General features: G+C 47.5%; 24 protein-coding genes. 4 read left to right on the forward strand and 20 right to left on the reverse strand.

Annotated elements, in window-relative coordinates:
- Window positions 1-80 precede the first annotated feature (80 nt).
- Both VSQ32_11895 and VSQ32_11900 read left to right on the forward strand, forming a co-directional pair.
- Entirely contained in the window at window positions 81-950 is an 870-nt protein-coding gene (locus VSQ32_11895; protein MEH2943545.1) for an AraC family transcriptional regulator, read from the forward strand.
- Between the two features lie 129 nt (window positions 951-1,079).
- Entirely contained in the window at window positions 1,080-1,874 is a 795-nt protein-coding gene (locus VSQ32_11900; GenBank protein MEH2943546.1) for an enoyl-CoA hydratase-related protein, read from the forward strand.
- A 113-nt stretch (window positions 1,875-1,987) separates the two neighbouring features.
- Here VSQ32_11900 and VSQ32_11905 read toward each other — a convergent pair whose 3' ends face one another.
- The 3 genes from VSQ32_11905 to VSQ32_11915 are packed head-to-tail and all read right to left on the reverse strand — an operon-like array spanning window position 1,988 to window position 4,612.
- On the reverse strand, window positions 1,988-2,467 hold the full coding sequence (locus tag VSQ32_11905; protein MEH2943547.1) for a GNAT family N-acetyltransferase: 480 nt from the start codon (window positions 2,465-2,467) through the stop codon (window positions 1,988-1,990).
- Between the two features lie 21 nt (window positions 2,468-2,488).
- Window positions 2,489-3,574: a PTS transporter subunit EIIC gene (locus VSQ32_11910; protein MEH2943548.1), complete on the reverse strand. Its 1,086-nt coding sequence runs from the start codon at window positions 3,572-3,574 to the stop codon at window positions 2,489-2,491.
- Between the two features lie 12 nt (window positions 3,575-3,586).
- Entirely contained in the window at window positions 3,587-4,612 is a 1,026-nt protein-coding gene (locus tag VSQ32_11915) for a beta-eliminating lyase-related protein (GenBank protein ID MEH2943549.1), read from the reverse strand.
- A 96-nt stretch (window positions 4,613-4,708) separates the two neighbouring features.
- On the opposite strand from VSQ32_11915, the gene proC reads away from it, so the two are divergent.
- Complete coding sequence (gene proC / locus VSQ32_11920) at window positions 4,709-5,542, forward strand: pyrroline-5-carboxylate reductase (protein MEH2943550.1); 834 nt, start codon at window positions 4,709-4,711, stop codon at window positions 5,540-5,542.
- A gap of 220 nt (window positions 5,543-5,762) precedes the next feature.
- Here proC and VSQ32_11925 read toward each other — a convergent pair whose 3' ends face one another.
- Complete coding sequence (locus VSQ32_11925; protein MEH2943551.1) at window positions 5,763-6,818, reverse strand: hypothetical protein; 1,056 nt, start codon at window positions 6,816-6,818, stop codon at window positions 5,763-5,765.
- A 381-nt stretch (window positions 6,819-7,199) separates the two neighbouring features.
- Here VSQ32_11925 and VSQ32_11930 point away from each other — a divergent pair, with 381 nt between their 5' ends.
- Window positions 7,200-8,510, forward strand: a complete 1,311-nt coding sequence (locus VSQ32_11930; protein MEH2943552.1) for an alpha-amylase family glycosyl hydrolase — start codon at window positions 7,200-7,202, stop codon at window positions 8,508-8,510.
- Between the two features lie 158 nt (window positions 8,511-8,668).
- On the opposite strand, the gene VSQ32_11935 is transcribed toward VSQ32_11930, so the two are convergent.
- From VSQ32_11935 to VSQ32_12010, 16 genes are all read right to left on the reverse strand, one after another.
- On the reverse strand, window positions 8,669-9,121 hold the full coding sequence (locus tag VSQ32_11935) for a threonine/serine exporter family protein (GenBank protein MEH2943553.1): 453 nt from the start codon (window positions 9,119-9,121) through the stop codon (window positions 8,669-8,671).
- A gap of 43 nt (window positions 9,122-9,164) precedes the next feature.
- Complete coding sequence (locus VSQ32_11940) at window positions 9,165-9,944, reverse strand: threonine/serine exporter family protein (GenBank protein ID MEH2943554.1); 780 nt, start codon at window positions 9,942-9,944, stop codon at window positions 9,165-9,167.
- A 138-nt stretch (window positions 9,945-10,082) separates the two neighbouring features.
- Window positions 10,083-11,732, reverse strand: a complete 1,650-nt coding sequence (locus VSQ32_11945) for an O-antigen ligase family protein (GenBank protein ID MEH2943555.1) — start codon at window positions 11,730-11,732, stop codon at window positions 10,083-10,085.
- Window positions 11,733-11,831: 99 nt separating this feature from the next.
- Complete coding sequence (locus VSQ32_11950) at window positions 11,832-12,962, reverse strand: Ig-like domain-containing protein (protein MEH2943556.1); 1,131 nt, start codon at window positions 12,960-12,962, stop codon at window positions 11,832-11,834.
- A gap of 290 nt (window positions 12,963-13,252) precedes the next feature.
- Entirely contained in the window at window positions 13,253-13,807 is a 555-nt protein-coding gene (locus VSQ32_11955; protein ID MEH2943557.1) for a Uma2 family endonuclease, read from the reverse strand.
- A gap of 42 nt (window positions 13,808-13,849) precedes the next feature.
- Window positions 13,850-14,695: an MBL fold metallo-hydrolase gene (locus VSQ32_11960; protein ID MEH2943558.1), complete on the reverse strand. Its 846-nt coding sequence runs from the start codon at window positions 14,693-14,695 to the stop codon at window positions 13,850-13,852.
- Window positions 14,696-14,730: 35 nt separating this feature from the next.
- Window positions 14,731-15,384 carry a GTP pyrophosphokinase family protein gene (locus tag VSQ32_11965; GenBank protein ID MEH2943559.1) on the reverse strand — a complete coding sequence of 218 codons (654 nt, stop codon included), beginning with the start codon at window positions 15,382-15,384 and terminating at the stop codon, window positions 14,731-14,733.
- A gap of 36 nt (window positions 15,385-15,420) precedes the next feature.
- Window positions 15,421-16,719, reverse strand: a complete 1,299-nt coding sequence (locus tag VSQ32_11970) for an aminotransferase (GenBank protein ID MEH2943560.1) — start codon at window positions 16,717-16,719, stop codon at window positions 15,421-15,423.
- Window positions 16,720-16,788: 69 nt separating this feature from the next.
- Window positions 16,789-18,162 carry a replication-associated recombination protein A gene (locus VSQ32_11975; protein MEH2943561.1) on the reverse strand — a complete coding sequence of 458 codons (1,374 nt, stop codon included), beginning with the start codon at window positions 18,160-18,162 and terminating at the stop codon, window positions 16,789-16,791.
- Window positions 18,163-18,297: 135 nt separating this feature from the next.
- A complete protein-coding gene (locus tag VSQ32_11980) occupies window positions 18,298-19,149 on the reverse strand; it encodes a polysaccharide deacetylase family protein (GenBank protein ID MEH2943562.1) in 852 nt (283 codons plus the stop codon).
- A gap of 91 nt (window positions 19,150-19,240) precedes the next feature.
- Window positions 19,241-20,650: a hypothetical protein gene (locus VSQ32_11985; protein ID MEH2943563.1), complete on the reverse strand. Its 1,410-nt coding sequence runs from the start codon at window positions 20,648-20,650 to the stop codon at window positions 19,241-19,243.
- 3 nt (window positions 20,651-20,653) lie between these two features.
- On the reverse strand, window positions 20,654-21,013 hold the full coding sequence (locus VSQ32_11990; protein ID MEH2943564.1) for a GntR family transcriptional regulator: 360 nt from the start codon (window positions 21,011-21,013) through the stop codon (window positions 20,654-20,656).
- A gap of 121 nt (window positions 21,014-21,134) precedes the next feature.
- Window positions 21,135-21,335, reverse strand: a complete 201-nt coding sequence (locus tag VSQ32_11995) for a hypothetical protein (GenBank protein ID MEH2943565.1) — start codon at window positions 21,333-21,335, stop codon at window positions 21,135-21,137.
- Between the two features lie 50 nt (window positions 21,336-21,385).
- A complete protein-coding gene (locus tag VSQ32_12000) occupies window positions 21,386-22,411 on the reverse strand; it encodes an ABC transporter ATP-binding protein (GenBank protein MEH2943566.1) in 1,026 nt (341 codons plus the stop codon).
- Window positions 22,412-23,560, reverse strand: a complete 1,149-nt coding sequence (locus VSQ32_12005) for an ABC transporter ATP-binding protein (protein MEH2943567.1) — start codon at window positions 23,558-23,560, stop codon at window positions 22,412-22,414.
- 14 nt (window positions 23,561-23,574) lie between these two features.
- On the reverse strand, window positions 23,575-25,125 hold the full coding sequence (locus tag VSQ32_12010) for an ABC transporter permease (GenBank protein ID MEH2943568.1): 1,551 nt from the start codon (window positions 25,123-25,125) through the stop codon (window positions 23,575-23,577).
- Window positions 25,126-25,136 lie beyond the last annotated feature (11 nt).

Here is a 25,136-nt window from a genome sequence, read left to right on the forward strand (position 1 = left end):
CCATTTCCCATATTTTTCTTGCAGTATGATGGCAAAATATAGTACAATACTATCAAAATCAGAAAAACGGGAGCAGTCATATGAATATTCTGGAGTATGAAAACACACAGGAAACAAAATCTCACGGACATGATAATTTTCCTTTTAATATTTATCTGTGCAGCATTCCGCTGGATTTTTCCGCGGTGCCTCTCCACTGGCACAACGACATGGAAATTATCTATATTAAGAAGGGGCAGGGACAGGTCACTCTGGATTTGTTTCCGGTTCCGGTGAAGGAGGGGGATATTGTGGTGGTTCTGCCGGGGCAGCTTCATGCCATCGAACAGCGGGAGGATTTTTCCATGGAGTACGAAAATATCATTTTCAGGCTGGATATGCTGATGGCCTCCCAGGGCGACGCATGTACGGAAAAATTTTTCCAGCCTCTGGTGCAGGGGCAGCTTTTATTTCCAAATTATTTTCCCCCGGATTCCAGCCTGTATCCTGCCCTGGCCCGGTGTCTGAATACCATGGATGAAATCTGTAAGACTTTCAGCCAGGGATATCAGCTTGCCATCAAGGGACAGTTGTTTTCTCTCTTTTATACCCTGTTTTCTTCCTCGTCTTCTCCCCCTCCCCGCAGGAAGCACAAGTCGCTGGACCGTCTGAAGGATATCCTGAAGTACGTGGAAACCGGCTACAGTGAGAAGATTTCCATTGAGGACGCCGCCGGTATCTGCGGGTTCAGCCAGTCCCATTTTATGAAATTTTTCAAATCCAGCATGGGTATTTCTTTCACCGATTACCTGAATGATTACAGGCTGACCATGGCGGCCAGACTGCTGATTTCTTCCTCGGACTCCGTTGCCAGTATCGCCGCTGAGACAGGATTTGAGAATCTTTCTTATTTCAATCGGGTGTTTAAGCGAAAATACGGATGTACCCCTACCGGTTACCGGGCAGGCTGAACGGTTACCGAACTGTTACATTTTATCTTCTCCGATTCGCTATTCCGTATTGACAAATTTTTATCAAAGTTATATATTAAAAGTATCAGAAAACACCAATATTACATATTTTTTAGGAGGTTTTTACCCATGAACAATTTAAAATTGGACGTAGCGGATCAGATTGCAGTTTTAACCATCAGCAGACCTGGAGCATTAAATGCTCTGAACAGCGAAACACTGGACGAACTGAATGTTGCTCTGAGCGAAATCGAAGCAAGAGATGACGTTAAGGTTGTAATCCTGACCGGCGGCCCGGACAAAAAGGACAATCCTTACAAATCTTTCGTAGCAGGGGCTGACATTGCGGAAATGGTAAACTTCTCTGCTGCTGAAGCACGTGCGTTCGGTATGAGAGCTGCTGAGCCTTTCTTCAAACTGATGAACATGCGTCAGGTTACCATCGCTGCTGTAAACGGATTTGCTCTGGGCGGCGGATGTGAAATCGCAATGGCATGTGATATTCGTATCGCTGCTGAAAACGCTACTTTCGCTCAGCCGGAAACCGGTCTTGGCATTATCCCCGGATTCGGCGGAACCCAGAGACTTGCACGTCTGGTTGGCATGGGCCGCGCAAAAGAGCTTATCTTCACCTGCGATAACATTGACGCTGCAGAAGCATACAGAATCGGCCTTGTAAATAAGGTTGTTGCAAAAGAGGAATTAATGGATACCGCTAAGAAGATGGCTTCTAAGATTATTTCCAAGGGAAGCTACGCTGTTTCCATCGCAAAAGCTGCAATCAACAACGGATATGATATGGATATTAAGAATGCGGTTGAAATGGAAGCAAACCTGTTCGGTATCACCTGCTCTACCCATGACAAGACAGAAGGCATGACTGCTTTCCTTGAGAGAAGAGCTGCAGATCTGACAGATTTCTAAGGAAACGCTGATTCACATCTTATAGGAAAGACACTTTTACGCTTTAGCGTGACAAGGTCTTTCCTATAAGAGAACAAAGCCCTCCACAGCTGCACAGCCAGCCCGGAGGGCTTTTATTTCAGCCTCAGTTCCATTGGCGTATATCGAATTCCATGAAAAACTTTTTCCATATCAGTATCTGTAAATCCCATGGCATGGTAAAAAGGGACGCCATAGGGCGAAGCGTTTAATCTGATTTTTTCTTTTCCCTGCTGTCCCAACTCAGAAATTACTTTCAGGAACAGTTGCGTTGCAATCCCTTTTCTCTGATATTTCTCATCTACAAATACACAGGATACATGATTATCTGCTGATATGGATAACACACCCACTATTCTTCTGTCGTCAAACGCTCCATACATCGTCTGCAAACCGTTCAGAAATTTATCCCTGAAATTCTGCCCCACTACAAATTGCCCATAAAAATAATCAATGCCTTCCTCTGTATAGTCAGACGCAACAAATTGCTGAAACACATTCCAGATTAACGTAAATGCCTCGTCCAGTTCTTCATCATAAACTTTGCGTATCAGGTATTTATCTGTTTCATTCATATCGTTCTCCCTTTACAATAGTCAATCCTGCTCTTTCTGTTCCTCCACCTTCAAAACCATCGTAATAAGAAAGGAAACTGCAAATCCAGCCAGACAGCTCACCACATACATCCCAAAGCCCTCCCCGTAAAATACCGGGAAGGTCACAAGGCTTGGAAAGGCAAAGGACATGGCATGGGCGCCGGAAAATCCGGCCAGCGCTCCGCCAATCCCGCCGCCCACACAGACGCCAATCATAGGCTTTTTCCGGGGCAGGCTCACCCCGAACAGCGCGGGCTCCGTAATTCCAAATAATGCAGACAGCATGGCGGAACCGCAAATGGACTGAAAGGCTCTGTCCTTACTTTTCAAAAGCACCGCAAATACTGCTCCTGCCTGGGAAAATGCTGCCGGCCCCATCAGGGCCAGCACCGTATCGGAGCCGTTTACCATAATATTATTCATGGCAATCAGGATAAAACTCCACTGAAATCCGAAAATTACCATGGGCTGGGTAAAGACTCCCAGAAATATTCCCGCCGCTATGGGAGACAGGGTATAAACATGCTCATACCCAACCGCCAGCACATCTCCAATTACCGCGCCAAGGGGCCCGAACAGGGAAAGCGTCACCAGGCTCACCAGCAATATGGACACCAGAGGCACCACAAATCCCTTTATCATCTCCGGAATAATCCTGTTCAGGAATTTTTCCACATAATGCAAAAGCCCCACTGCCAGAATAATGGGAATTACACTGGAATGATATGTAACGCCCCGCAGAGGCAGCCCCAGGAAATGAATGGTATGGCCTGGCTCCAATGCTGCGGTAAGAGAAGGATACAGTAAAATACCTGCAATCACCACAGCAGTAAACTGATTTGCACCAAATTTCCCGGCAGCAGTAAAAGCCAGCAGAACAGGCAGAAAGTAAAACAGACCGTCCGCCATGGCGTTCAGTACCAGATACGTTTCGCTCTCCGTCCCAATCAATTCTGCGGCGGTCAGAATCGCCAGCACACCCTTTAAAATTCCCGCCGCAGTCATCAGGTTTACAAGGGGCAGAAAGATTCCTGCCACTCCGTCAATCAGAACTGATGCCACTGATTTCTTCTTTTTTCCTTCCATTTTGTCCTCCCGTTACAGGATTTCTCCCAGTGTTTCAATGTCTTCCTCTGTGGTGGACCAGCCTGTTGCCAGTCTTACCACCGTATGGGTATCGTCCGCCTGTTCCCAGAAACTGACAGACACCTGTTCTTTCAGCTTCTTAAGCCTGCTGTTCTCCAGAATAATAAACTGTTGATTAGTGGGGGATTCCAGGTAAAATACGCAGCCTTTTTCTCTTAACTGCTTTTTCAGAAGCTCCGCCATCTCAATCACATGACGGCTGATTTCAAAATACAGATTGTCTGTAAATAAAGCGTCAAACTGAATGCCCAACAGGCGTCCCTTTGCCAGGAGCGCTCCATGCTGTTTCATAATGGTCAGAAAATGTCCGGGCGCATTGCCACGAGGAAAGACCACCGCTTCTGCGCAGAGCGCTCCTGTTTTTGTTCCGCCAATGTAAAATACATCGCAAATCCGGGCGATATCTTCCAGCGTCATATCGCTTTCCCGGCTCATAAGCCCATAACCCAGACGGGCCCCGTCCAGATACAGGGGAATGTGATATGTCCGGCAGATTTCCCGTATGTCTTCCAGCTCTTTTTTCCTGTAAAGAGTTCCGTATTCCGTGGGGTGGGACAGATATACCATTCCCGGAAAAACCATATGCTCATGATTCTCATCCTGATAAAATTTTTCCAGATAACTTTTCAGTTCCTCCGGATTGATTTTTCCCCGATGAGCCGGCAGCGTCAGCACCTTATGACCGGAATATTCCAGGGCTCCCGCCTCATGAACACTGATATGGCCGCTCTCAGCCGCCAGAACTCCTTCGTAACTGCGGAGCATGGATGAAATTACCACTACATTCGTCTGAGTTCCGCCCGTCAGAAAATAAATATCGGCATCCGGAGCGCCGCAGGCCTTTCTGATTTTCTCACAGGCACGTTTGCAGTATGGGTCCGTCCCGTAGCCGGACAGAGGTTCCGAATTGGTTTCCGCCAGTTTTTGCAGAATACGGGGATGGGCTCCCGCGATATAATCGCTTTCAAAAGAAATCATGATTTCCTCCTGTAATGAATATAAAATAAAATTTTCTATGACTTGCATAATGATTCCCTGCCTGTTATGATATAGTGCAACAGGGAGGTTTCGATTATGAATAAAACAATTGGATTTATCGGAGGCGGAAATATGGCCGGCGCCATCATCGGAGGTATCCTGAATTCCGGCCTCACCACAAAAGACCATATCATTGCCACTGCCAGAACAGAACGCACCCTGCAATCTCTGCAGGAACGTTTTCAGATTCGCACTTCCAGGAGTAACCCGGAAGCTGCCAGCCAGTCGGACATCCTCTTTCTGGCTGTCAAACCCCATCTGTTCCCGGAGGTCATTGCGGAAATCAGAGACAGCGTCCCGGAACAGGCCATTCTGGTGTCCATTGCCGCAGGACAGTCCATACAGGCCATAGAGGGCTTTTTCGGAAAAGAAATCAGGCTTGTCCGGGCCATGCCCAACACCCCCGCTCTGGTGGGAGAAGCCATGAGCGCCCTCTGCTGCAACGAACATGTATCGGAAACAGAGCTTTCTGAAATAACATCCATTTTCGACAGCTTTGGCATCTGCGAAACCGTTCCGGAGTCCCTGATGGATACGGTAGTGGGTGTGTCCGGTTCTTCCCCGGCCTATGTGTTTCTGTTCCTGGAAGCCATGGCAGACGCGGCTGTCGCCGACGGGATGCCCCGGTCTCAGGCTTATAAATTTGCAGCCCAGGCAGTCCTTGGCGCCGCAAAAATGGTTCTGGAAACAGGTTCTCATCCAGGACTTCTGAAAGACGCTGTCTGCTCCCCCGGAGGCACCACCATAGAAGCGGTGGCCGCACTGGAAAGCCAGGGTCTGCGCAGCGCAGTTATAAAGGCGCAGCGGGCCTGTGTGGAGAAATCCAGAGAAATGGATAAAAAAGCGGGCAGGTCCGCTTCAACTCCCTGAATCCCTCATTCCTGAGGGGCGCTGGACATCCTGTGGATGTCCGTTCAGCGCGGACCGAAGCGGAGCGTAGACCTGGGCGCTTTGCCGCGCGCGAGCGGATTGCCTGGCAATAAACTTCATCTCCGCGAGCTGCGCATCCCGCCCGGAGGGCTTTCTCTTATAGGAAATCTATATACTTTAGCACTTCTCAGTAACACGGTATTTTCTGTAAGAGAACAAACTACAGGATTAAAAAAGCGCAGAGCAACTCCAAATCCGCCTCGGTAATATCCGGCTGCACCGGATACTGTATCATACAGCCCCGCAGCTTCATTCCGTGGATTCCTTCTCCTTTCACCCGGTTTCCTGCCAGGAAAAATGCGGTTGCCCCTTCTCCTTCCCTTATCTTCTGTTTTTCCTGAAGCTGCTCCCTGGTGTAAAATTCCAGGGAAGCATCTTCACATTCGTATTCCACCGCCAGATTCCGCATTCCAGGAGGACAGATTTCCTTCAGGTGATTCAAAAACATCTGATACTCTTTCTCGTCAGACAGGATTCCCTGTGCCTTCATTTCATCGCATTCTTCCTTTGCTTTTGTCCAGCCATCCACCAGTTTTATATGGTTGATATAATATGTAATTTCCCGCTCCTGATAAGCAGTCGCTCCATGTTCCTGTCTGCAGGGAATTTGCACGGTAAAGGTCTCTTTTCTGCCGGTCTGTCTTCCGATTTTCCGTTTCATCTTGCGTTTTACCGGCACATGGTAATGGCGTTTCTCTTCCAGAAATTCCAAATCTGCCAGCTCCTGTCCGGAGAAAGGGATTTTCTCATATTCCCCTTCCAGCTCCAGGGCGGTGCACTGTATTCCGGACAGTTTCCTGGTTTCCAGAAATCCAAAAGACATGTTCCGGGACAGAAAATAATACAAAAGCATCCTTCCCTCCAGATTGTAATCTGCCAGCGCTCCGCTGTTTCCGGACTGGACATGATATTCTTTTCCGGCCACCCGAATCCCCCGGATAACCTCCATCACACATTCCTCCTGCAATTCCAGGCCCGTCAGCAGTTCTTCCCGTTTCGTCAGCGTGCCCCGCACACGTTTCTGTTCCAGTTTTCTGTATCTTTCCTGCTGTTCTTCCGTATCTGTTCCTTCTGAAAATAAATGAAACATCAGATGCTTCCCGGTCCTGCATACTCCTGCCGCCAGCACCGGAATTCCCGCCACTTCCATTTCCGCTCCTGACATCAGTGTTTCCTCAAATGCAGGCATGCAGGAACGTATCTCCTGTATATTCATAATTATGACTCCTTTCCCGGAAATATTTTGCAACAGTTCTGTTGCCCATTATCTTTGCCAATCATTACCTGTTTACCACAGAAAAATTATTTTTCATCCGTACTGTCTCAAAGTTCTGATGTCCGATTCCAATCACCCTTGCCATTGTTCCGCCTCATTTCCGTCACTTTTCTTTTCAGTATACCGGATTATCCCAAAAAACACAATCTTTTCCCCTCCGGACAGAAAAGTAACGTATTTTCTCACTTTCTCTGGTAAAATTTTGTAGCTTTATCCATTGCCATCAAAAGGATTTCTCCTTATAATGAGGTTATCTTGTTTCATCTGGAAATTTTGATTGTTATGAAATAATAATTTTTTATGGAAAGGAGCTTATATATTATGTGGGCTTATGAGAGTGTGTTTTACCAGATTTATCCTCTGGGATTTTGCGGTGCTCCCTTTGAAAACGACGGAGTGGCAGAACATCGTATTTTAAAGGTCGCAGACTGGATTCCCCATCTGGAAAAGCTGGGCGTCAACGCCATCTATTTTTCTCCGCTGTTTGAATCGGACACCCACGGCTACAACGCCAGGGATTACCGGAAAGTGGACGTGCGCCTGGGCACCAATGAAGATTTTAAGGAGATCTGCGACGCCCTTCACAAAGCAGGGATTCGCGTGGTGCTGGACGGTGTGTTTAATCATGCCGGCCGGGGATTCTTTGCATTTCAGGATGTACTTAAGAACCGGGAAAATTCCCGTTACAAAGACTGGTTCCATATTGATTTCCACGGTAATTCCAACTACAATGACGGATTGTGGTACGAAGGCTGGGAAGGCAATTACGATCTGGTAAAATTAAATCTCAGAAATGAGGAAGTGATTCAGTATCTGCTGGAAAGCGTCAGCCAGTGGGTAAAGGAATGGGACATTGACGGACTGCGCCTGGATGTGGCTTACTGTCTGGACCATGATTTTGTACGGAGACTGCGGGGACACTGCGACAGCCTGAAAGAAGACTTTTTCCTGGTAGGAGAAATGCTTCACGGAGATTACAATCAGCTTGTCAATGACTCCATGCTCCACTCTGCCACCAACTACGAGTGCTACAAGGGACTGCACTCCAGCTTCAATTCCATGAATATGTTTGAAATCAACCACTCTCTGCTGCGGCAGTTCGGACCGGAAAACTGGACCCTTTACCGGGGAAAACATCTTCTGAGCTTTGTGGACAACCATGATGTTTCCAGAATTGCCACCATTCTGGGAAATAAATCTCATCTGCCCCTGATTTATGCACTGTGCTTCGGTATGCCGGGCATTCCCTGTGTGTACTATGGCAGTGAATGGGGTGCGGAGGGAGACAAGAAAAACGGAGACCCCTCTCTGCGTCCCTCTTTCGAGAAACCGGACTGGAATGCACTGACCGACTGGATTGCAAAGCTGGCTGCTGCCAAAAAAGAATCCGACGCTCTGAATTACGGAGATTTCAAATCCGTGGTGCTGACCAACAAACAGTGTATTTTTGAGCGGAAAACAGATACGGAACGGGTACTGGTTGCTATCAATGCAGACAGCGAGCCTTACACAGCCCACTTTGACGCAGGCTGCGGCATGGCAGAAGATCTGATTACCGGACAGCCCCATGATTTCGGCGGCGGAAGTGAACTTCCTCCTTACAGCGCTTATTTCTGGAAATGTGAGAAATAAAAAAGAATGCGCACAGCGCATTCTTTTTTATTGCCTGCGAGAATAAACTTCATCTCCGCAAACTGCGCATAATTACTTTTCCCCGTAATGTGAACGTCATTGAGCAATTTCAATCTGTCCATGGCTGATACGATAAACCAGCCTGTTTTTTGCGTTTTTCATCCATGCGTATCGTATTTCTTCCGTATTTTCCCAATCTGGTTAAACCAGCTCTGAGGAAGTATCAACCCGAAAATCATTCCCAGTACAATGGCTCCGGCAATTTTAAACGTTTCAATTCCCTTTGCCATACACTGCTCCAAATCGTTCATAATCAGATAATATGACGTATAATAGATACCTGCTCCGGGAACCAGGGTGAAGATTCCTGTTACCAGAAAAACGGTACCGGGCATTTTCCGGATTGCCGACAGCAGCCTTGCCACCAGAGTCAGTACCAGAGTCGCCCACATGGAAGCAATCGTTATTCCTGTGTCATGGGAGACGCAAAAAAGATATACCATCCAGCCAATGGCCCCGTTCACTGCACAGAGCAGGTATTCCGACCGGGGTACATGAAACAATACTGCAAATGCCATGGTTGCAGCCATGGATACCAGAATCTGATCCATCACATTCCCCTCCTGTTCCATTTTTTCAAAAGTTCCGGTTGTCTCACAGCGCCAGCGTCCCTCCCCACAAAAGATGAAATACCTTGATGGCGCCGCCTACTCCAATGGCAATACACATGCCCGTCAGCAGCGCGTCAATCATGCGGATACTTCCCGACAGATAATCTCCGCTGAACAAATCCCGGATTCCGGTGGTCAGGGCCACGCCCGGCACCAGCGGAATAATTCCGCCGATAATAATCTTATCTGATAAAATTCCTGCTCCCGCCACATACAGAATCAGGCTTCCCGTAGTCACAAGGGCGCTTCCCATAATATTCATGATAAATCTGGAGGCATGGTGTCTGGCTGCCAGCAGTAAAAACACTTCCAGCAAAATTCCCAGAAAAAAGCACACCATGCTGTCATAGGGCCTGCCGCCCAGCAGATAGCAGAATCCTGCACTGCCTGCAGCACAGGCAAGAATCAGTGACCGATTATTGGTACCGGAAGCATTCCGATACTGCTCCAGCTTCTCATATGCCTCTGTTATGGTACAGTTCTTCTCACAGATTTCTCTGGAAAGCTGATTCATCTGGGCTACCCGTTCCAGATTGACCTCTCCGATGGGCACATAGCGCACCATACTGCCTGCATCCTTCCGCTGTTCATACACAGTGGCAAAAATTCCGTTTGTAATAACGAACACATGATAATCTTCGATTCCATAAGCCTCCAGAATACGGCTCACGGTTTCCTGTACACGGTAAATTTCCCCTCCGCTTTTCAGAAGGATTTCTCCCACGGATATGGCAAGATTTAATATTGTTTTGCTTTCCACCATGCTCTTTCCTCCAGATAATTATTCCGTATGAAAGTATAGCAATATTCCGGCGTCCTGTAAACAGAAATTTTCACATTCTGACATGAAACACTGCCTGTATATTACAAAAAAGGCTTTGAAGCAATCCATATAGCGGTATTATTCAGAGTTCTTTTCCTTACCATGCCGCTCCAGGCTTTTTAATATTCCCAGAAACAGAAAAAGGTTCGGTGTAAGAAAGGCAGTGGGATTATTCACCATACCCTGAGCCAGATAACTGCCAAGCATAACAGGGCCCACCATCATCAGCGGGCAGGTTCGGGCTCTTTTTCCGGCAGAAACCGCAGTACTGACTAACAGTCCAAAATAGCTGACTGCCCCCAGAATTCCGGTTATGGACAGAAACAGCAGCCATTCGTTGTGGGGATCCACAATACGCCCTCCGTAAGCTGCCAGCTCCAACCCCTGATACTGATACAAAAACAGATGAAAACAGTTGGGCCCGCAGCCGATGAACTTCCTGTCAAAGGGCAGTTTATTCCATGCTGTCATTGTATGTCTCCAGATTAATCCACGCTCGCTTCCAAATTCATCCTGCAGCTTCAGACTGTTTATCCACTGAAAAGTTCCTGTCCACTGCTTTTCACTCATAAGGTTCACTGTCAGAACCAGTATGATACAGATTCCGGACAGAAGGGCCAAAATAGCAAACAGGATATTTCTGATTTTCGGCCAGGGCAGTTCCAGTTGCTTTTTTTTCATCGTTTTTACCAGACACAGCAGCATCCCGAACAGAACTCCTTCTGTCAGCAGTACCATGGGATGTATCATCAGATTCTGCAGCTTCTGTCCCAGAAACAACTGACTCATAAAGGCTTTTGTATTTCCTTCCTGCCACATCATTAACGTCAGCTTTAAGAACAGGCTGCCTCCCCAGAACAGCAGGCACAAATCCAGAAACTTTTCCATATGCTTACTGTCTTTCATGGAAAACCACAGCAGAACCAGAAAGGCTGTGCCAATCCCCGGAATCCAGCTGCTGGCATTGGTGGCGTAGGCTCCGTAAAAGCCCAGAACCAGAAAGGCTCCGTAAATCGCCTTTGAAAAAAGCGTTTCCGACAGATAATACAACACCATCCCTATGGGCAGAATCATGCAATAGTAGCTGGAGCAGGCGTTGATATTTCCAATGGTGGTCAGAAAAGATCCCATCTGTCCGGGGTCCATATTGTCCCATAAATGAAATACATTGACGCCCCAAAACTGGAGGATTCCCAGTAACAGCACGAGTCCATTGGAAATCAGAAAAATCCAGGCTATCCAGATACCTGGCTGAAGATATTTTCCCAGAATTACATATACTGCTGCGCAGAGCAGGAACACCAGCGCTCCCAGCATTCTGGCGTCTGTTCCATAAAAGGATTCTGCCGGGTCCAGGGAACAGATGGTGGAACACAGGAGCACCAGTACAAAGGCTCCCATAAACCGTGCCGGCACATCTGTTCTGTGCCAGAATTCCTTTATTCTGTCTGCTGACAACATTTCTGCTGCTTCCGGAGTCCTTTGTTTTTTCTGTTTGCCTTGTCTGCCTTTTTTCTGCACCTGGCCGGCAATGGCGAACACCAGCGTCAGAGCAGTCAGTCCTGCGGCACAGGCGTCGAAAAACATCAGTTTGGCATTTGCAATATTAAAATAACCATCCTGGTAAAACAGCGGAAACAGGCCTGTCATACAGATTACAAAAAGTCCCGATACTGCTTTCTGCAGTTCTGACATAATGTCTGTATTTTTCTTTGCTTTTTGTTTCATTTTCTTTCTCCCGTAATGTCGCTTTATGATACAGGAATTTTCCGTACCATAAAATGACGCCTGAGCAGTTTTCTGCCCAGGCGCCAGTCTGGTTACTGTTTATTTTTTTACCGTTACTTTATATGTCAAAACTGCACCCTTGCCGGTTACTACTGTAATCGTCGCTTTTCCTGCTTTCTTACCTTTAATCACGCCTTTATTGGTCACTGTCGCCACTTTTTTATTAGAAGTTGTGCAGGACTTAATCTTATCGCCGTTGTTGACCGACAGTTTAATTGTCTTGCCAACCTTTACAGTTCCCTTTGTCTTTGCAAGTTTTGTCTTTGCATTGGTGGTTACGGTAATGGTACAGGTTGCTTTCTTCTTATTAGCGGTTGCCGTAATGGTGGTTGTTCCTGCTGCTTTTGCTGTCACAACACCATTTTTCACTGTTGCCACTTTTGTATTGGATGACTTCCAGCTAATTGTGCTTGTAGCTCCGCTGGGGTTCAGGGTTGCTGTCAATGCCGCCGTATCTTTCACTTTCAGCTTAAGGCTTTTCTTAGACAGTTTAATGCTCTTTGCATTCTTTGCCTTGCTCACTACCTTCACAGTTACAGTTGCAGACTTACCATCTGCTGTTGCTGTAACCTTTGCTGTTCCGGCTTTCTTTGCTGAAATTACACCTTTGCTGTTTACCGTTGCGATACTGGTCTTATCAGATTTCCATGTTACTTTCTTATCGGTAGCATTTGCAGGTTCTACAGATGCTCCTACGGTAACTTTTTTCCCTTTTACTATGTATACTGTCTTTGCAGTAAGAGTTACTTTCTTCACTGCTACTTTTTCGGGCTGTGGAGCCGGAGTCGGTGCTGGTTCCGGTGCGGGCGTTGGAGTCGGAGTCGGTTCCGGCGCTGGTGTGGTTCCTGTATTACCGCCGCCTGTGTTATCTCCTCCTGTGTTGTCTCCTCCCGTATTATCGCCGCCTGTATTATCTCCTCCTGTGTTGTCTTCTCCCGTATCACTCTTAGTGATAACACGAATCATACATTCGTCATTTACACTCGATGAACTTCCTTTCACAGTAATCACTGCAGTTGCTCCTGCTTCTGCTGTTTCCGGTACGGTTACTTCTCCGTTCTGGTCTACGACTGCAGCGGCTGCATTGTCAGAAGTCCAGTCCAGATCATTTGCGTCAGCAGGCGTTTTTTTCAAATCGTCGTTCAGATTTCTCGTTCCGCCCTGTTCCACTTCATAAACGCATAACTGAATTCCAGTGCGGTAGCCGGCGTAACATCATTTTTGCCTTCCGGGGTACTTTCTGCAAATGCATTGAGCTGGAATGTGGTCATACAAACACAAACAGTCAAAAACATCGCGAGAAATTTCTTTAAATTTCTACCCCCCCCCGTGCTTTTTGGTACTTACCTGTAATTCTGTCATTACAAATTCCTCCTTTTACTTTTTCAGACATATTTCATTCCATGTCTTAGTAATAAAAATAGCACGTTTCTTCTCATTTGTCAATTCTGCTGAAAAGATCATTCCGTCCCCTCAAAAATTTCTGATAATTTTATGGTGATATGAGGAAAATTTTTCAGATGGATTACCGTATCTGCATTGTAATCTTCTGCTTCTTCATCCTTCTGCAAAATATAACTGTATTCCAGAACATATTTCCCGTTTTTCAGATAATAAATCTCCACTGCTCCCTGAGGTGAAACAATCCAGTATTCTTCCACTCCTGCAGTTTCATATATATCTTTTTTCTCTGCCCTGTCCCTTTTTGCACTTGATGGACTCAGGGTTTCCAGCACAAACCGCGGAACTCCGCTGTAAGTTCCGCCTCTTAGCTGCTTTCTGTCGCACAGAACCATAACATCCGGGCATACATAATCGTCGCTGACTTCCGGATGATATCTGAAATCCAGATTTTCAATGGATACAATACAGATACTTCCTTTTAAGCCCTGCTTTATCACGGTGTGAATATTACTGTTGATAATCCCGTGCTGATAGCTGAGGGAAGGCGACATATTATAAACCACTCCATTAATTTTCTCATCTTTTTTCCGTTCAGATTCTGCCAGTCCCATCTTATCACACCTTTTCACTCATTTTATGCAGCGAATCCCGGCCTAAATCTCCAGCTTCTTCCCGGCTTCCGCCAGAACACACCGTTCTCCCAGAGCTTCTTTTACAGCGGCAACTGCCAGCAGGCCGGTACAGTGGAGAGGAACCACCAGATCCGCTTCCAGTTCCTGCAGAAACCGGATAGTCTGTGCAAGACGATTTCTGCCGCAGCCTTTCAGATGCATACCTGCCACCAGGCTGTGGATTTTTTCATCCGGAAATGTTTCCTGCACATAATTCAGACAATTCACAATTCCTGCATGGGCGCAGCCTGCAAATACGCACAGGCCCTGGGCTTCCCGAATCACGAGAAGCTGTTCATCCTCCATGGTATCCCGTTCCGGTTCTTCTCCCGGATGTACTTCTTTCCAGAATGTGGCGGGAATTTCCTCAAAATCCGTTTTCCGGGGAATGGACGACAGCAGATAAATATGCTCAGAAACAGCCTGACATGGCTCTTCTGTCAGAACCAGGCCGGACTGTTTTTTCATCCAGGCTTCCCCTTCTTCCGGAATACCGCTGAACAACATCTTCCCTGTAACCGGATGACTGGAATATTTCCGCTCAAATCCTTTGCGGTTCATATAAATGGGGACATCGGAACCTTCCGGCCATTTCTCTGCCCAGTCTTTCATGCCGCCGCAATGATCGTAATGGCCGTGGCTTAAGATAATTCCTGACAGTTGCCCCAGATTCACCTTCATTTTTTCGGCATTCTGCAGAAATACACCGGTCTGCCCCATGTCAAACAGCCATGTTTCTCCCTCTGTTTCAATGAGCAGGGACAGTCCGTGCTCTGCCAGAAATCCCCGCTTATAAACTGTATTTTCCGTCAGAACTGTTACTTTCATTTTTCATCCTTCTTTTCCTTCAGAACTGCTGACTTTTACCCTTCTTTTTCTCCCTGTTCTTCCTTGGCCTGAATAATCGCCTCATTCAGAGACAGCATTTTTGCATCCAGCATGGACACAATTCCGGCACATTCCCGTAAATCCCGGCTGATATACTCCGGAGCATTTCCTTCAAATTTATAATAGATTTTATGCTCCAGGCTTGCCCAGAAATCCATGGCAATGGTGCGAATCTGGATTTCCACCCTGGTATCCACTACCCCGTCCGTGAGAAATATGGGCACTGTCACCAGCATATGATAGCTTTTATAGCCGCTGTCTTTGGGATTCTTAATATAATCTTTAATGGAAACTACCGTTAAATCATTTTGTCTTCCAATCATTTCTGCAAGCCGGTAAATATCGGAAGTGAAGGAACATACAATCCGGATTCCGGCTATATCATTCACATGGTTTACCATATTTTCAATGGTACTTTCATATCCATGGCGTTTCAGCTTTTTCACGATACTTTCCGGAGATTTAATCCTGGATTTCACATATTCAATGGGATTGTATTTATGTACATGGCGGAATTCATCATTCAGAATATCCACCTTGGTTCCCACTTCCTTCAAAGCCGAATTATATAAGAAAATAACTGTCTCCCAGCTTGTCACACCTTCGTTCAGTTTCAGGGGCACTTCCATTTTCTTTTTCTTTCCATCCTTTCTGCCGGAATTATCTCAGGACGCCTGGGAGCCCTTTTCCAGCATTTTCTCAATTGTTACCAGTTTCACACAGATGACAAAAATATCTGTGGCAATTTTCAGATCTTCCAGCGTGGGATACGTAGGCGCAATACGGATTGTGGCGTCATGGGGATCCTTTCCACAGGGATAGGGAGCCCCTGCAGGTGTCATGGTCACACCGGCTTTTTTTGCTTTTGCCACAATGGCTTTTGCACAGCCCTCCAGCGCCTCAAATGCAATAAAATAGCCTCCTTTGGGTGCAATCCAGGTCCCTGCATCACGACCTTTCAATTCCCGCTCAAAGGTGTCGATAATCATCTCAAATTTGGGACGCAGAATATCCGCATGTTTTCTCATATGCTCGGTCATACCGTAAATATCCTTGAAAAATCTCACATGACGGAGCTGATTTACCTTATCATGGCCGATAGTTGCCACACGCATCTGTTCCCGGATTTCCACCAGATTATTGGCCGAAGCGGCGATTGCCGCCACACCGGAGCCAGGAAAACTGATTTTGGAAGTGGAGCAGAACTTATACACCATATCCGGATTGCCGGCCCGTTTACATTCTGCCAGAATTTCCACCAGATTATCCTGGTCAATATCATACAGATGATGAACGCCGTAAGCATTATCCCAGTAAATACGAAAATCTTTTGCCGCAGGTTTCAGCCTTGCAAAGCGCCGTACTGTCTCATCGGAATAGGTGATTCCCTGAGGATTTGAGTATTTCGGCACACACCAGATTGCCTTAATGGCGTCATCTTTACTCACAAGGTCTTCCACCATGTCCATATCGGGCCCGGTGGGAAGCATGGGTACATTAATCATTTCGATGCCAAAATATTCCGTTATGGTAAAGTGCCTGTCATATCCCGGCACCGGACACAGAAATTTCACCTTATCCAGCTTGCACCAGGGGGTATTTCCCATCACACCGTGGGTCATGGAGCGTGAAACCGTATCATACATAATATTCAGGCTGGAATTTCCGTAAATAATAATATTATCGGGATGGCATTCAATCATGTCGCCCAGAAGCACTTTTGCTTCCTGAATTCCGTCCAGTACCCCGTAATTCCGGCAGTCCGTACCGTCTTCACAGGTCAGGTCCGTATCGCTGTTTAATACATTCATCATTTCCATGGACAAATCCAACTGCTCTGCGGAAGGTTTCCCTCTGGACATATCCAGCTTCAGTCCGCTCTTGGCATATTTGCGGTAAGCTGATTCCAAAGACGCTTTTTCCTTTAACAATTCTTCTCTGCTCATTTCCTGATATGACTGCATATCTGATTCCTCCTGAACTTCCAGTATTCAAAATTATCTGATTTATCTGTCTTTTCTCAACCTTTCCTATTATGCACCATTCTTCTCAGATTGTAAAGTATTTTCTTTCATCAATTTACATCTGTCCGCACAGCGGAGACTTGTCAGCCAGGATTTGATTTGCTTTTCATATCCATTTTCTGTGGGCTCGTAAAAACGGGCTTCTGTCAGACCGTCCGGCAGATACTGCTGCTCTACATAGTGGTCGGGAAAATCATGGGCATAGAGATAGCCCTGTCCATGGCCCAGCTTTCCCGCGCCTTTGTAATGGGAATCCTTAAGATGTACCGGAACCGGAGCTGTCCTGGTGCTTTTCACAGCTTCCATGGCACGGTCAATCGCCAGACAGGAGGCATTGCTTTTAGGAGCGCTGGCCACATAGGTCACTGCCTGAGAAAGGATGAGCTGAGCTTCCGGCATTCCCACCCGCTCCACTGCCTGGGCGGCGCTGACTGCAACGGTCAGTGCGTTGGGATCCGCATTTCCCACATCCTCGGAGGCGCATATCATAATACGCCTGGCAATAAATTTAATATCTTCTCCCGCATAGAGCATTCTGGCCAGATAATAAACAGCCGCATCCGGGTCGGAGCCCCGCATACTTTTAATGAAGGCAGAAATGGTATCGTAATGGTTATCTCCTGACTTATCGTACTGCACCACCCGTTTCTGAATACATTCAGATGCTGTCTCCAGAGTGATGTGAATTTTTCCGTCCTCTCCTCTGGGGGTGGTGAGAATCCCCAGTTCAATGGCAGTCAATGCCGCTCTGGCGTCTCCGTTCGCCACATCTGCCAGAAATTCCAGCGCATCTTCTTCCAGTACTGCCTGATAACTTCCCATACCTTTTTCCTTATCGGTCACCGCCCTCTGAAGAATCTTTCTGATGTCTTCTTTTTCCAGAGGCTTCAGTTCAAAAATAATGGAGCGGGACAGCAGCGCCCCGTTCACTTCAAAATAAGGATTCTCCGTGGTGGCTCCAATCAGGATGACCGTACCGTCCTCCACAAAGGGCAGGAGATAATCCTGCTGGGATTTGTTGAAGCGGTGGATTTCATCAATAAACAGTATGGTCTTTTTCCCATACATGCCCTGACTGTCCTTTGCCTGTTTTACCACTTCCTCCATGTCTTTCTTCCCGGCAGAAGTAGCATTTATCTGGGTAAATTCCGCACTGGTAGTATTGGCAATGACTTTTGCCAGCGTGGTTTTGCCGGTTCCCGGAGGCCCGTAAAAAATTACGGAGCTGAGCTTGTCTGCCTGTATGGCCCGGTACAGCAGTTTGTCTTTTCCTATAATATGCTGCTGGCCCGCCACTTCCTCTAATCTGACGGGCCGCAGACGGCTTGCAAGGGGAGCTTCTTTCTCCTGGTTCTGCTCTCTCATATAATCGAATAAGTCCATGGCATATTCCTCCGCAATTTCTGGTATGATAATCAATGCTCCGGGGCAATATCATATCTTCCGAATATTATAAATATTATACCATTTTCCGGCTTATTCGTCACCTGTTTCAGTCAGGCAGACCTGAAAAATGTTTCATTCGAATATAAGTTCATCCACTGTCACAAATTCATACCCCTGGTTCTGCAGGGTATCTATGATTTCCATGGCGGCGGTTACGGAGGTTTCATATCCGTCGTGCATGAGTATAATATCATTTTCATGGAGATTTTTCATGGCCCGGTTCACAATCTTACCGTGATTCTGAATGGACCAGTCCAGAGTGTCCACATCCCAGAGCACTTCCACCATATTCACCTCGCAGTCCAGCTTCTCATGCCAGTCTCCGAAAGGCGGTCGCAGATAAGAAGGATACACTCCTGTAATTGCATAAATCAGCTCGTTGGTCCGGGTCACCTGGCTACATGCCTGCTCCATGGGCAGCTTGCTCAGCTGTTCATGCTTATAGGAATGGTTGCCAATCAGATGGCCTTCTTCCTGAATCTGTTTTACAATTTCCGGATACTTCTCCACTTCCTCCCCCAGCAGGAAAAATGTGGCTTTCACGTTTCTTTCTTTTAATGCCGCCAGCATTTCCGGCGTATATTGAGGATGGGGCCCGTCGTCAAAGGTAAGGGCTATCTTTTTCTTTTCTGTTCCTTCCTGCTCCGGCTGTTCCTGCGGCACTTCTCCTTCAGACGCTCCGGTGTCTCCCTGATTTTTCAGGGAATCAGATTCTTTCTGATTATAATTCTGATACTGATTCTGCTGCCGGCTCCCGGTCATCTGCCGCCATGTTTCCCGCACTGCCTTCCCTCTGCCGATTCCGCATACCACAAACAGCAGGATTACCCCAAGACAGAACAGGTCAAATCTGAGGCATTTTTCCCGGAAATGCAGCTTTTTCCAGTTGTTCCGGATATTTTTCCAGATATTTCTTCCGCTCATTCACTGAATACTCCACAGAGATTTCCTTAAAATATATGACGGAAGGGGCGGAAATTATCATTGAATTTATCAGATATGCCATTCCGGACAGCTATTGCTTCAGCCTCCGGTAAATCTCCCTGGTCTCCTGCCCGTCTCCGCTGCCCAGAAGATACCATGCCCCTTCTTCGGTTTTTATCAGGAGAAAGGGCGGCTCCTCAGGATTCAGGCATACAGACATGCTCTGTTCATAGCGGTTGCTGTAGAAGTTCCCCTTTTTCAGAGTCTCCATGCCTGTTCCGCTGTTCCTGCGGATATCCGGTTCCTCCTCCAGTAAAGTCACCTGCTCCATGTCCTGCTTTTCAATGCGGTATGCTTCCTTCCAGTGTTGTGCAATCAGCACGTCTTCTTCATAAATCAGCGATACGGGCGTAAATTCTTCCAGGATGACCCAGCCGCAGAGCGCGGACATTCCCAGAATCAGAGCGGCAATGATAAGGAGTGTTCCGTACTTCATCACCGGTTTTGCCATATTCCCGGTGACGCCCATGCCTGCCCTGGCCTCCACCATGGAACGGTTATCATCTTTGTTATAATAGAACATACCCCAGAGCCAGTATGCATCCTCATCTTCCCGGCATATGGACGCCTGTTCCAGATATTTTCTGCTGGTTTTCTCTGTCAGGCTCCAACAGTAAAAGCACAGTGCAAGGGCAGTCAGCCCGTACAGCAGGCTGGCAGTTATGATCAGCGGAAGAAACCACCTGGCAGGAGCGCGGAAGGCAAACAGCATACACCAGTTCAGCAGACCGGTTTCCCAGGCCAGGGCAGCGCAGAGCCAGCTCCAGTGATACCGGCGTATCTGTGCAATCTGCAGATTAATCCGGCTGTTTGGGGTGAACACTCTGGTTCTCAGCCTTTTCTGAACAGAGAGGAACAGCGGGAACAGCAGGGTTACCACACCCATGGTTATCAGAGTCACCTCCCAAAGCCAGAAATCTGCAGTTTGTCCTTCATGAGGAAGAAACAGTTCCGCCAGAGCCGGAAAACAGGCAAACAGGCAGCCGCTCCACAATGTTTTCCGGAAAAAAACAGGTTTTTCCGCTGCGGCCGCCGTCACATCCACCAGAACGCTGTTCCCGGTCTGCTCCCGGTCTTCCTGCGGCAGAGATGCCAGATATTCCCGCTTCTGCTCCATCATTCTCCCATGGGCCCGCACATAGGGCACATACATCAGCACAATCACCAGAAATATCCATATCGTCTGTCCGGCAATCACCAGGGATTCATGGTCCGGCAGCAATGTCAGTAAAAACAGCAGCAGGCAGAACAGTCCCATCCGGTTCAGCCCCTTTTTCTCTTTTCTCCTTATGTCCTGTACCTGTGGACTGTCTTCTGCCCCCTCCCACAGGGTAACTCCGTACTGTATTCCTGTCTTTTCCTTCCGGATAAACCGGGCTGCCCCATACATGATGGGCAATACGGGCAGCATACAGACTGCCATAATAATCTTCGTTACCATAAGCTACCTCCCGTAAACCTTCCCGCAGAGTTCCAGAAATTCCTGCCGGGATATGCCTGCAATTTTCGCTTCCGCAGCCAGCAGTTCCAAATCCTTTGCGATTTCCCGTTCCACTGCTTCTTTCCTGTTCCCGGCGCACCGTACCACCGCCCCGCTGCGCCTGTCCGTGATAATATACCCCTCCTGCTTCAGAAGCTGGTAGGCCTTGTTCACAGTCATGGTATTGACCCCAATCTCTCCGGCAAGGGCCCGTATGGTGGGAAGTTTATCTCCGTCTGTAAAAATCCCCTCCGCCACCGCCTGCACAATCTGGTCTCTGATTTGCTGATAAATAGGCACGCTTCCGGCAAAGTCCAGTTTCATAATCACAGGCTCTTTCACCTCGCTTTGTATCATTTGTATTAGTTATTATAATACAAATATTCAAAAAAAGCAACCGTCTTCGCAAAGTACGAAAACGGTTGATAAGGGTTTTATGCTCCATTTATGTCCAGGCCAGCAGCATAAGGCCAATGAGCAGCGCTCCTCCAATGAGGTACACGCTTCCGATTAACAGGGCGCTTTTCAGGGCTCCCAGCGCCACCCAGCGCTTTTCTTCCCTGGTCAGTTCAAGTTCCGGCTGTTCCTGCTCCGGTGTTTCCCCTGAATCATAAATGATTCCATTGTGTTCTTCCTGTTCTGCCACTGTGCACCTCACCTCCTTTCACTGCCCTTCTGTTTCGAAATACCCGAATCCTATTTATCATAGAGATGACAGACCACGTAATGTCCCGGTTCTACCTCACGCTGGCGGGGAGCTTCTTTCTTACATTTTTCCATACAGTGAGCACAGCGGGTATGGAATTTGCAGCCTTCCGGCGGGTTTGCCGGAGAAGGAATGGAGCCTTTCAGCACAATCCGCTCCTTTTTCACCTTCGGGTCAGGAACGGGAATAGCGGAAAACAAAGCCTTTGTATAGGGATGCAGAGGATTTTTGAAAATATCCTCCGTTTCTCCGTATTCCACCAGATTTCCGAGGTACATCACGCCTACCGTATCGGAAATATGCTCCACCACCGACAGGTCATGGGAGATAAACAGATAGGTCAGATTATACTGCTCCTGCAGCTCCTTCAGCAAATTGATAATCTGGGCCTGAATAGACACATCCAGCGCTGATACAGGCTCGTCGCAGACAATAAATTCCGGATTTAATGCCAGTGCGCGGGCAATACAGATACGCTGACGCTGTCCGCCGGAAAATTCATGGGGATACCGCTCCTTATGGAAGGGCTGTAATCCGCAGTTGTCCATAACTTTATCAATATAATCGTTAAATTCGCCCTTTGAAACCAGATTGTGTTCTCTGACCGCCTCGCCTATAATTTCTCCAACAGGCAGACGGGGAGACAGGCTGGAAAAAGGGTCCTGGAAAATAATCTGCATTTTCGTACGCATGGCGCGCATCTCCGCATTGGATAAGTCATACACTTCTTTTCCGTTAAAGAGCACCTGGCCTCCGGTCTTCTCTCCGGCAAGACGGAGAAGAGTACGTCCGGTGGTGGTTTTTCCGCAGCCGGATTCGCCCACAAGCCCCATGGTGGTGCCTCGTTTCAGATTAAAAGTGACGCCGTCCACAGCTTTCACATGCCCTGTCACTCTGGAAACCACTCCGCCTTTGATGGGAAAATATTTCTTCAGATGGTTCACCATCAGGATATACTGTTCATCATAAGTCAGGGGTTCAAAGGTATCTTCTGTTATCAATTTCTTATCGGACATTTACTGTTCCCCCTTTCCCTGAGAATACCGGTAACAGCTTACTTTGTGGGTATCAGACAGGCTGATTTCCGGCGGATATGCTCCGTCGCAGCCTTCCACGCACATTTCGCACCTGTCTTTAAAATAGCAGTAATTGGGCATATTGATGGGATTGGGCACTTTTCCGGGTATGGAATAAAGTTTGTCCACCTGTTTGCCCACTACCGGTTTGGAAGCCATCAGGCCGATGGTATATGGATGGGAGGGATGTTCAAAAATCTCCTCCGCAGTTCCCTTTTCCACTACTCTTCCTGCATACATAACCACCACGTAATCTGCCATTTCCGCAATCACGCCCAAATCATGGGTAATCAGCATAATGGAAGAATTGATACTGTCCTTCAACTGGCGCAGCAAATCCAGAATCTGTGCCTGGATGGTCACATCCAGCGCCGTAGTGGGCTCGTCGGCAATGATAACTCTGGGGTTACATGCCAGAGCCATGGCAATCATGACACGCTGACGCATACCGCCGGACAGCTCATGGGGGAACATGTTGTATACGCCCTCGCTGTTGGCAATTCCCACCGTTTGCAGCAGCTCAATGGTACGGGCTTTGATTTCTTCCGGGCTTTTTCCTTCTTTATTGTGAAGCAGGCTTACCTCATCCACCTGTCTGCCAATCCGGAACACCGGATTCAGACTGGTCATAGGCTCCTGAAAAATCATGGAAACATAATTGCCCCGGAGGGTCTGCATGACTTCCTGAGGGGTTTTGATTACATCATAGGCTTTATCACCCAGATTCAGGCGGATTTCCCCTTCCACCGTCTGCCCCTGAGGACGCTGTACCAGCTGCATCAGGGACAGACTGGTGACAGATTTTCCGCAACCGGACTCGCCTACCACGCCTACGGTCTTGCCAATGGGCACGTCAAAGGTTACGCCGTCCACACTTTTCACCGTTCCGGTATCCGTAAAGAAATAGGTGTGCAGATTGTCAAATTCCACCGCATTTTTCGGGTCCCGCATGGCAGTCAGATATTCTGACTCCGGCACATTTTTCCGTTTCCGCTTTTTCTCAAATTCATCGGTAATTTTACGGTTCTCTTTTGAAATCCGCCGGGATTCTTTCGCTGAGAGATAACCTTCTGATTTTTTCTTAGCCATCGTTCTTTCCTCCCTTACCGTTTCATTTTCGGGTCAAACGCATCGCGCAGACCATCGCCTACAAAGTTAAAGCCCAGCACAGCAATCAGCAGACAGATACCTGCAGGAATCCATACAAACCAGTAATGGGTCATAACGTATGCATCGTTTACGTCCGTAATAATATTTCCCCAGGAAGCAAAGGGGAATTTTACCCCAAGGCCCAGGAAAGACAGGGTGGCTTCCATAATGATGGTGGAGCCAAGGCTCATGGTACAGGTTACAATCAGCTGAGGAATCACGTTGGGCAGCAAATGTCTGAAAATACGTCTGCTTACCCGAATTCCGCAGGCTTCCGTGGCAGTCATAAATTCCTGCTCACGCAGGGATAAAATCTGTCCCCTGACCAGACGGGTAATAGCCGGCCATCCCAGAAAACCGAGAATCAGCATCAGATAAAACATTCGAATCTGAGGCTCTATCTTCATGGCGTCCATGGCGGAGCCCAGAATAATAATCAGAGGCAAAGACGGAATACAGTAGAAAATATCCACAATACGCATAATCAGGTTATCTACCCATTTTCCGAAATATCCGGCAAGTCCTCCCAGGACCACGCCGATAACTGTTTCAATAATTACCACAATAAATCCGATAATCAGCGACACCCGGCCTCCGTACATGAGACGGGTCAGCATGTCCATACCGTTGGTATCTGTTCCCAGCCAGTGGGTTTTTCCTGGTCTGGAATAAGTGTCATATACATAAGTCTCTGTTCCCTGACGTACGGACCAGGTCAGAGTGGTGGGGTCATAGGTGATTTCATAAGTATGCTCTGTTCCATCCTCATCTACAAAGACAAATTCTTCTCCGTCCTCATTGATGGTAGCCTCCAGTTCTTCCTTGAAAGTACGGCTGATGTCCACTCCGTTTTCCAGAGGAGACACCACAAACCGGCTGATGTAGCCTCTGACGTTCTCCCCTTCCAGAATGTTCCCATCCTCATCCAGGGTATAGGACGTCCCTCCTGCTTCAAAGGAAGTCTCTCCGTTGGTATATGCTTTCAATGCCCCGAATTTCACATCAAAGGGAATCTCTTCCCCCTCTGCATTTACAATATCTTTAAAAGCAATGGCCAGCATGGTTCCCTCAGAGGAAATGGAATAGAAATCTGTTCCCTCTTCCTGCACATCATAAGTAATATCCTTGTACTCAAAGGTATTTTCTTTCTTCTGATATGCAAGCTGGAACTTTGCCTGCAGCACGCTGTCGAATTTCTGACCATCCGCAGCAGTATAGCGGAAATCGTCGTTGCGCACCACGCCTGCAAATTCCTTCATCTGGCTCTCATAGCGGTAAAACTGCTGATCCTGTCCATAGGGGCTGATCAGTCCGCCGATAAAGGAAAATACAAACATGACCAGCAGCATAATCATTCCCACAACTGCCAGCCGGTTCCGCAGAAACCGCTTTACCACCAGGGCCCCCGGTGAAAGGACCTTGACACGCCTGTCATCGTTCAGGGAGTAGGAGGCTTCTTCCTTCGATTCATCTTTTACATTTACTTCATCTCTTTTATCGTCCATTTCAACTGCCC

This window comes from Lachnospiraceae bacterium JLR.KK002 (assembly GCA_036941025.1).
GTDB lineage: Bacteria > Bacillota > Clostridia > Lachnospirales > Lachnospiraceae > Petralouisia.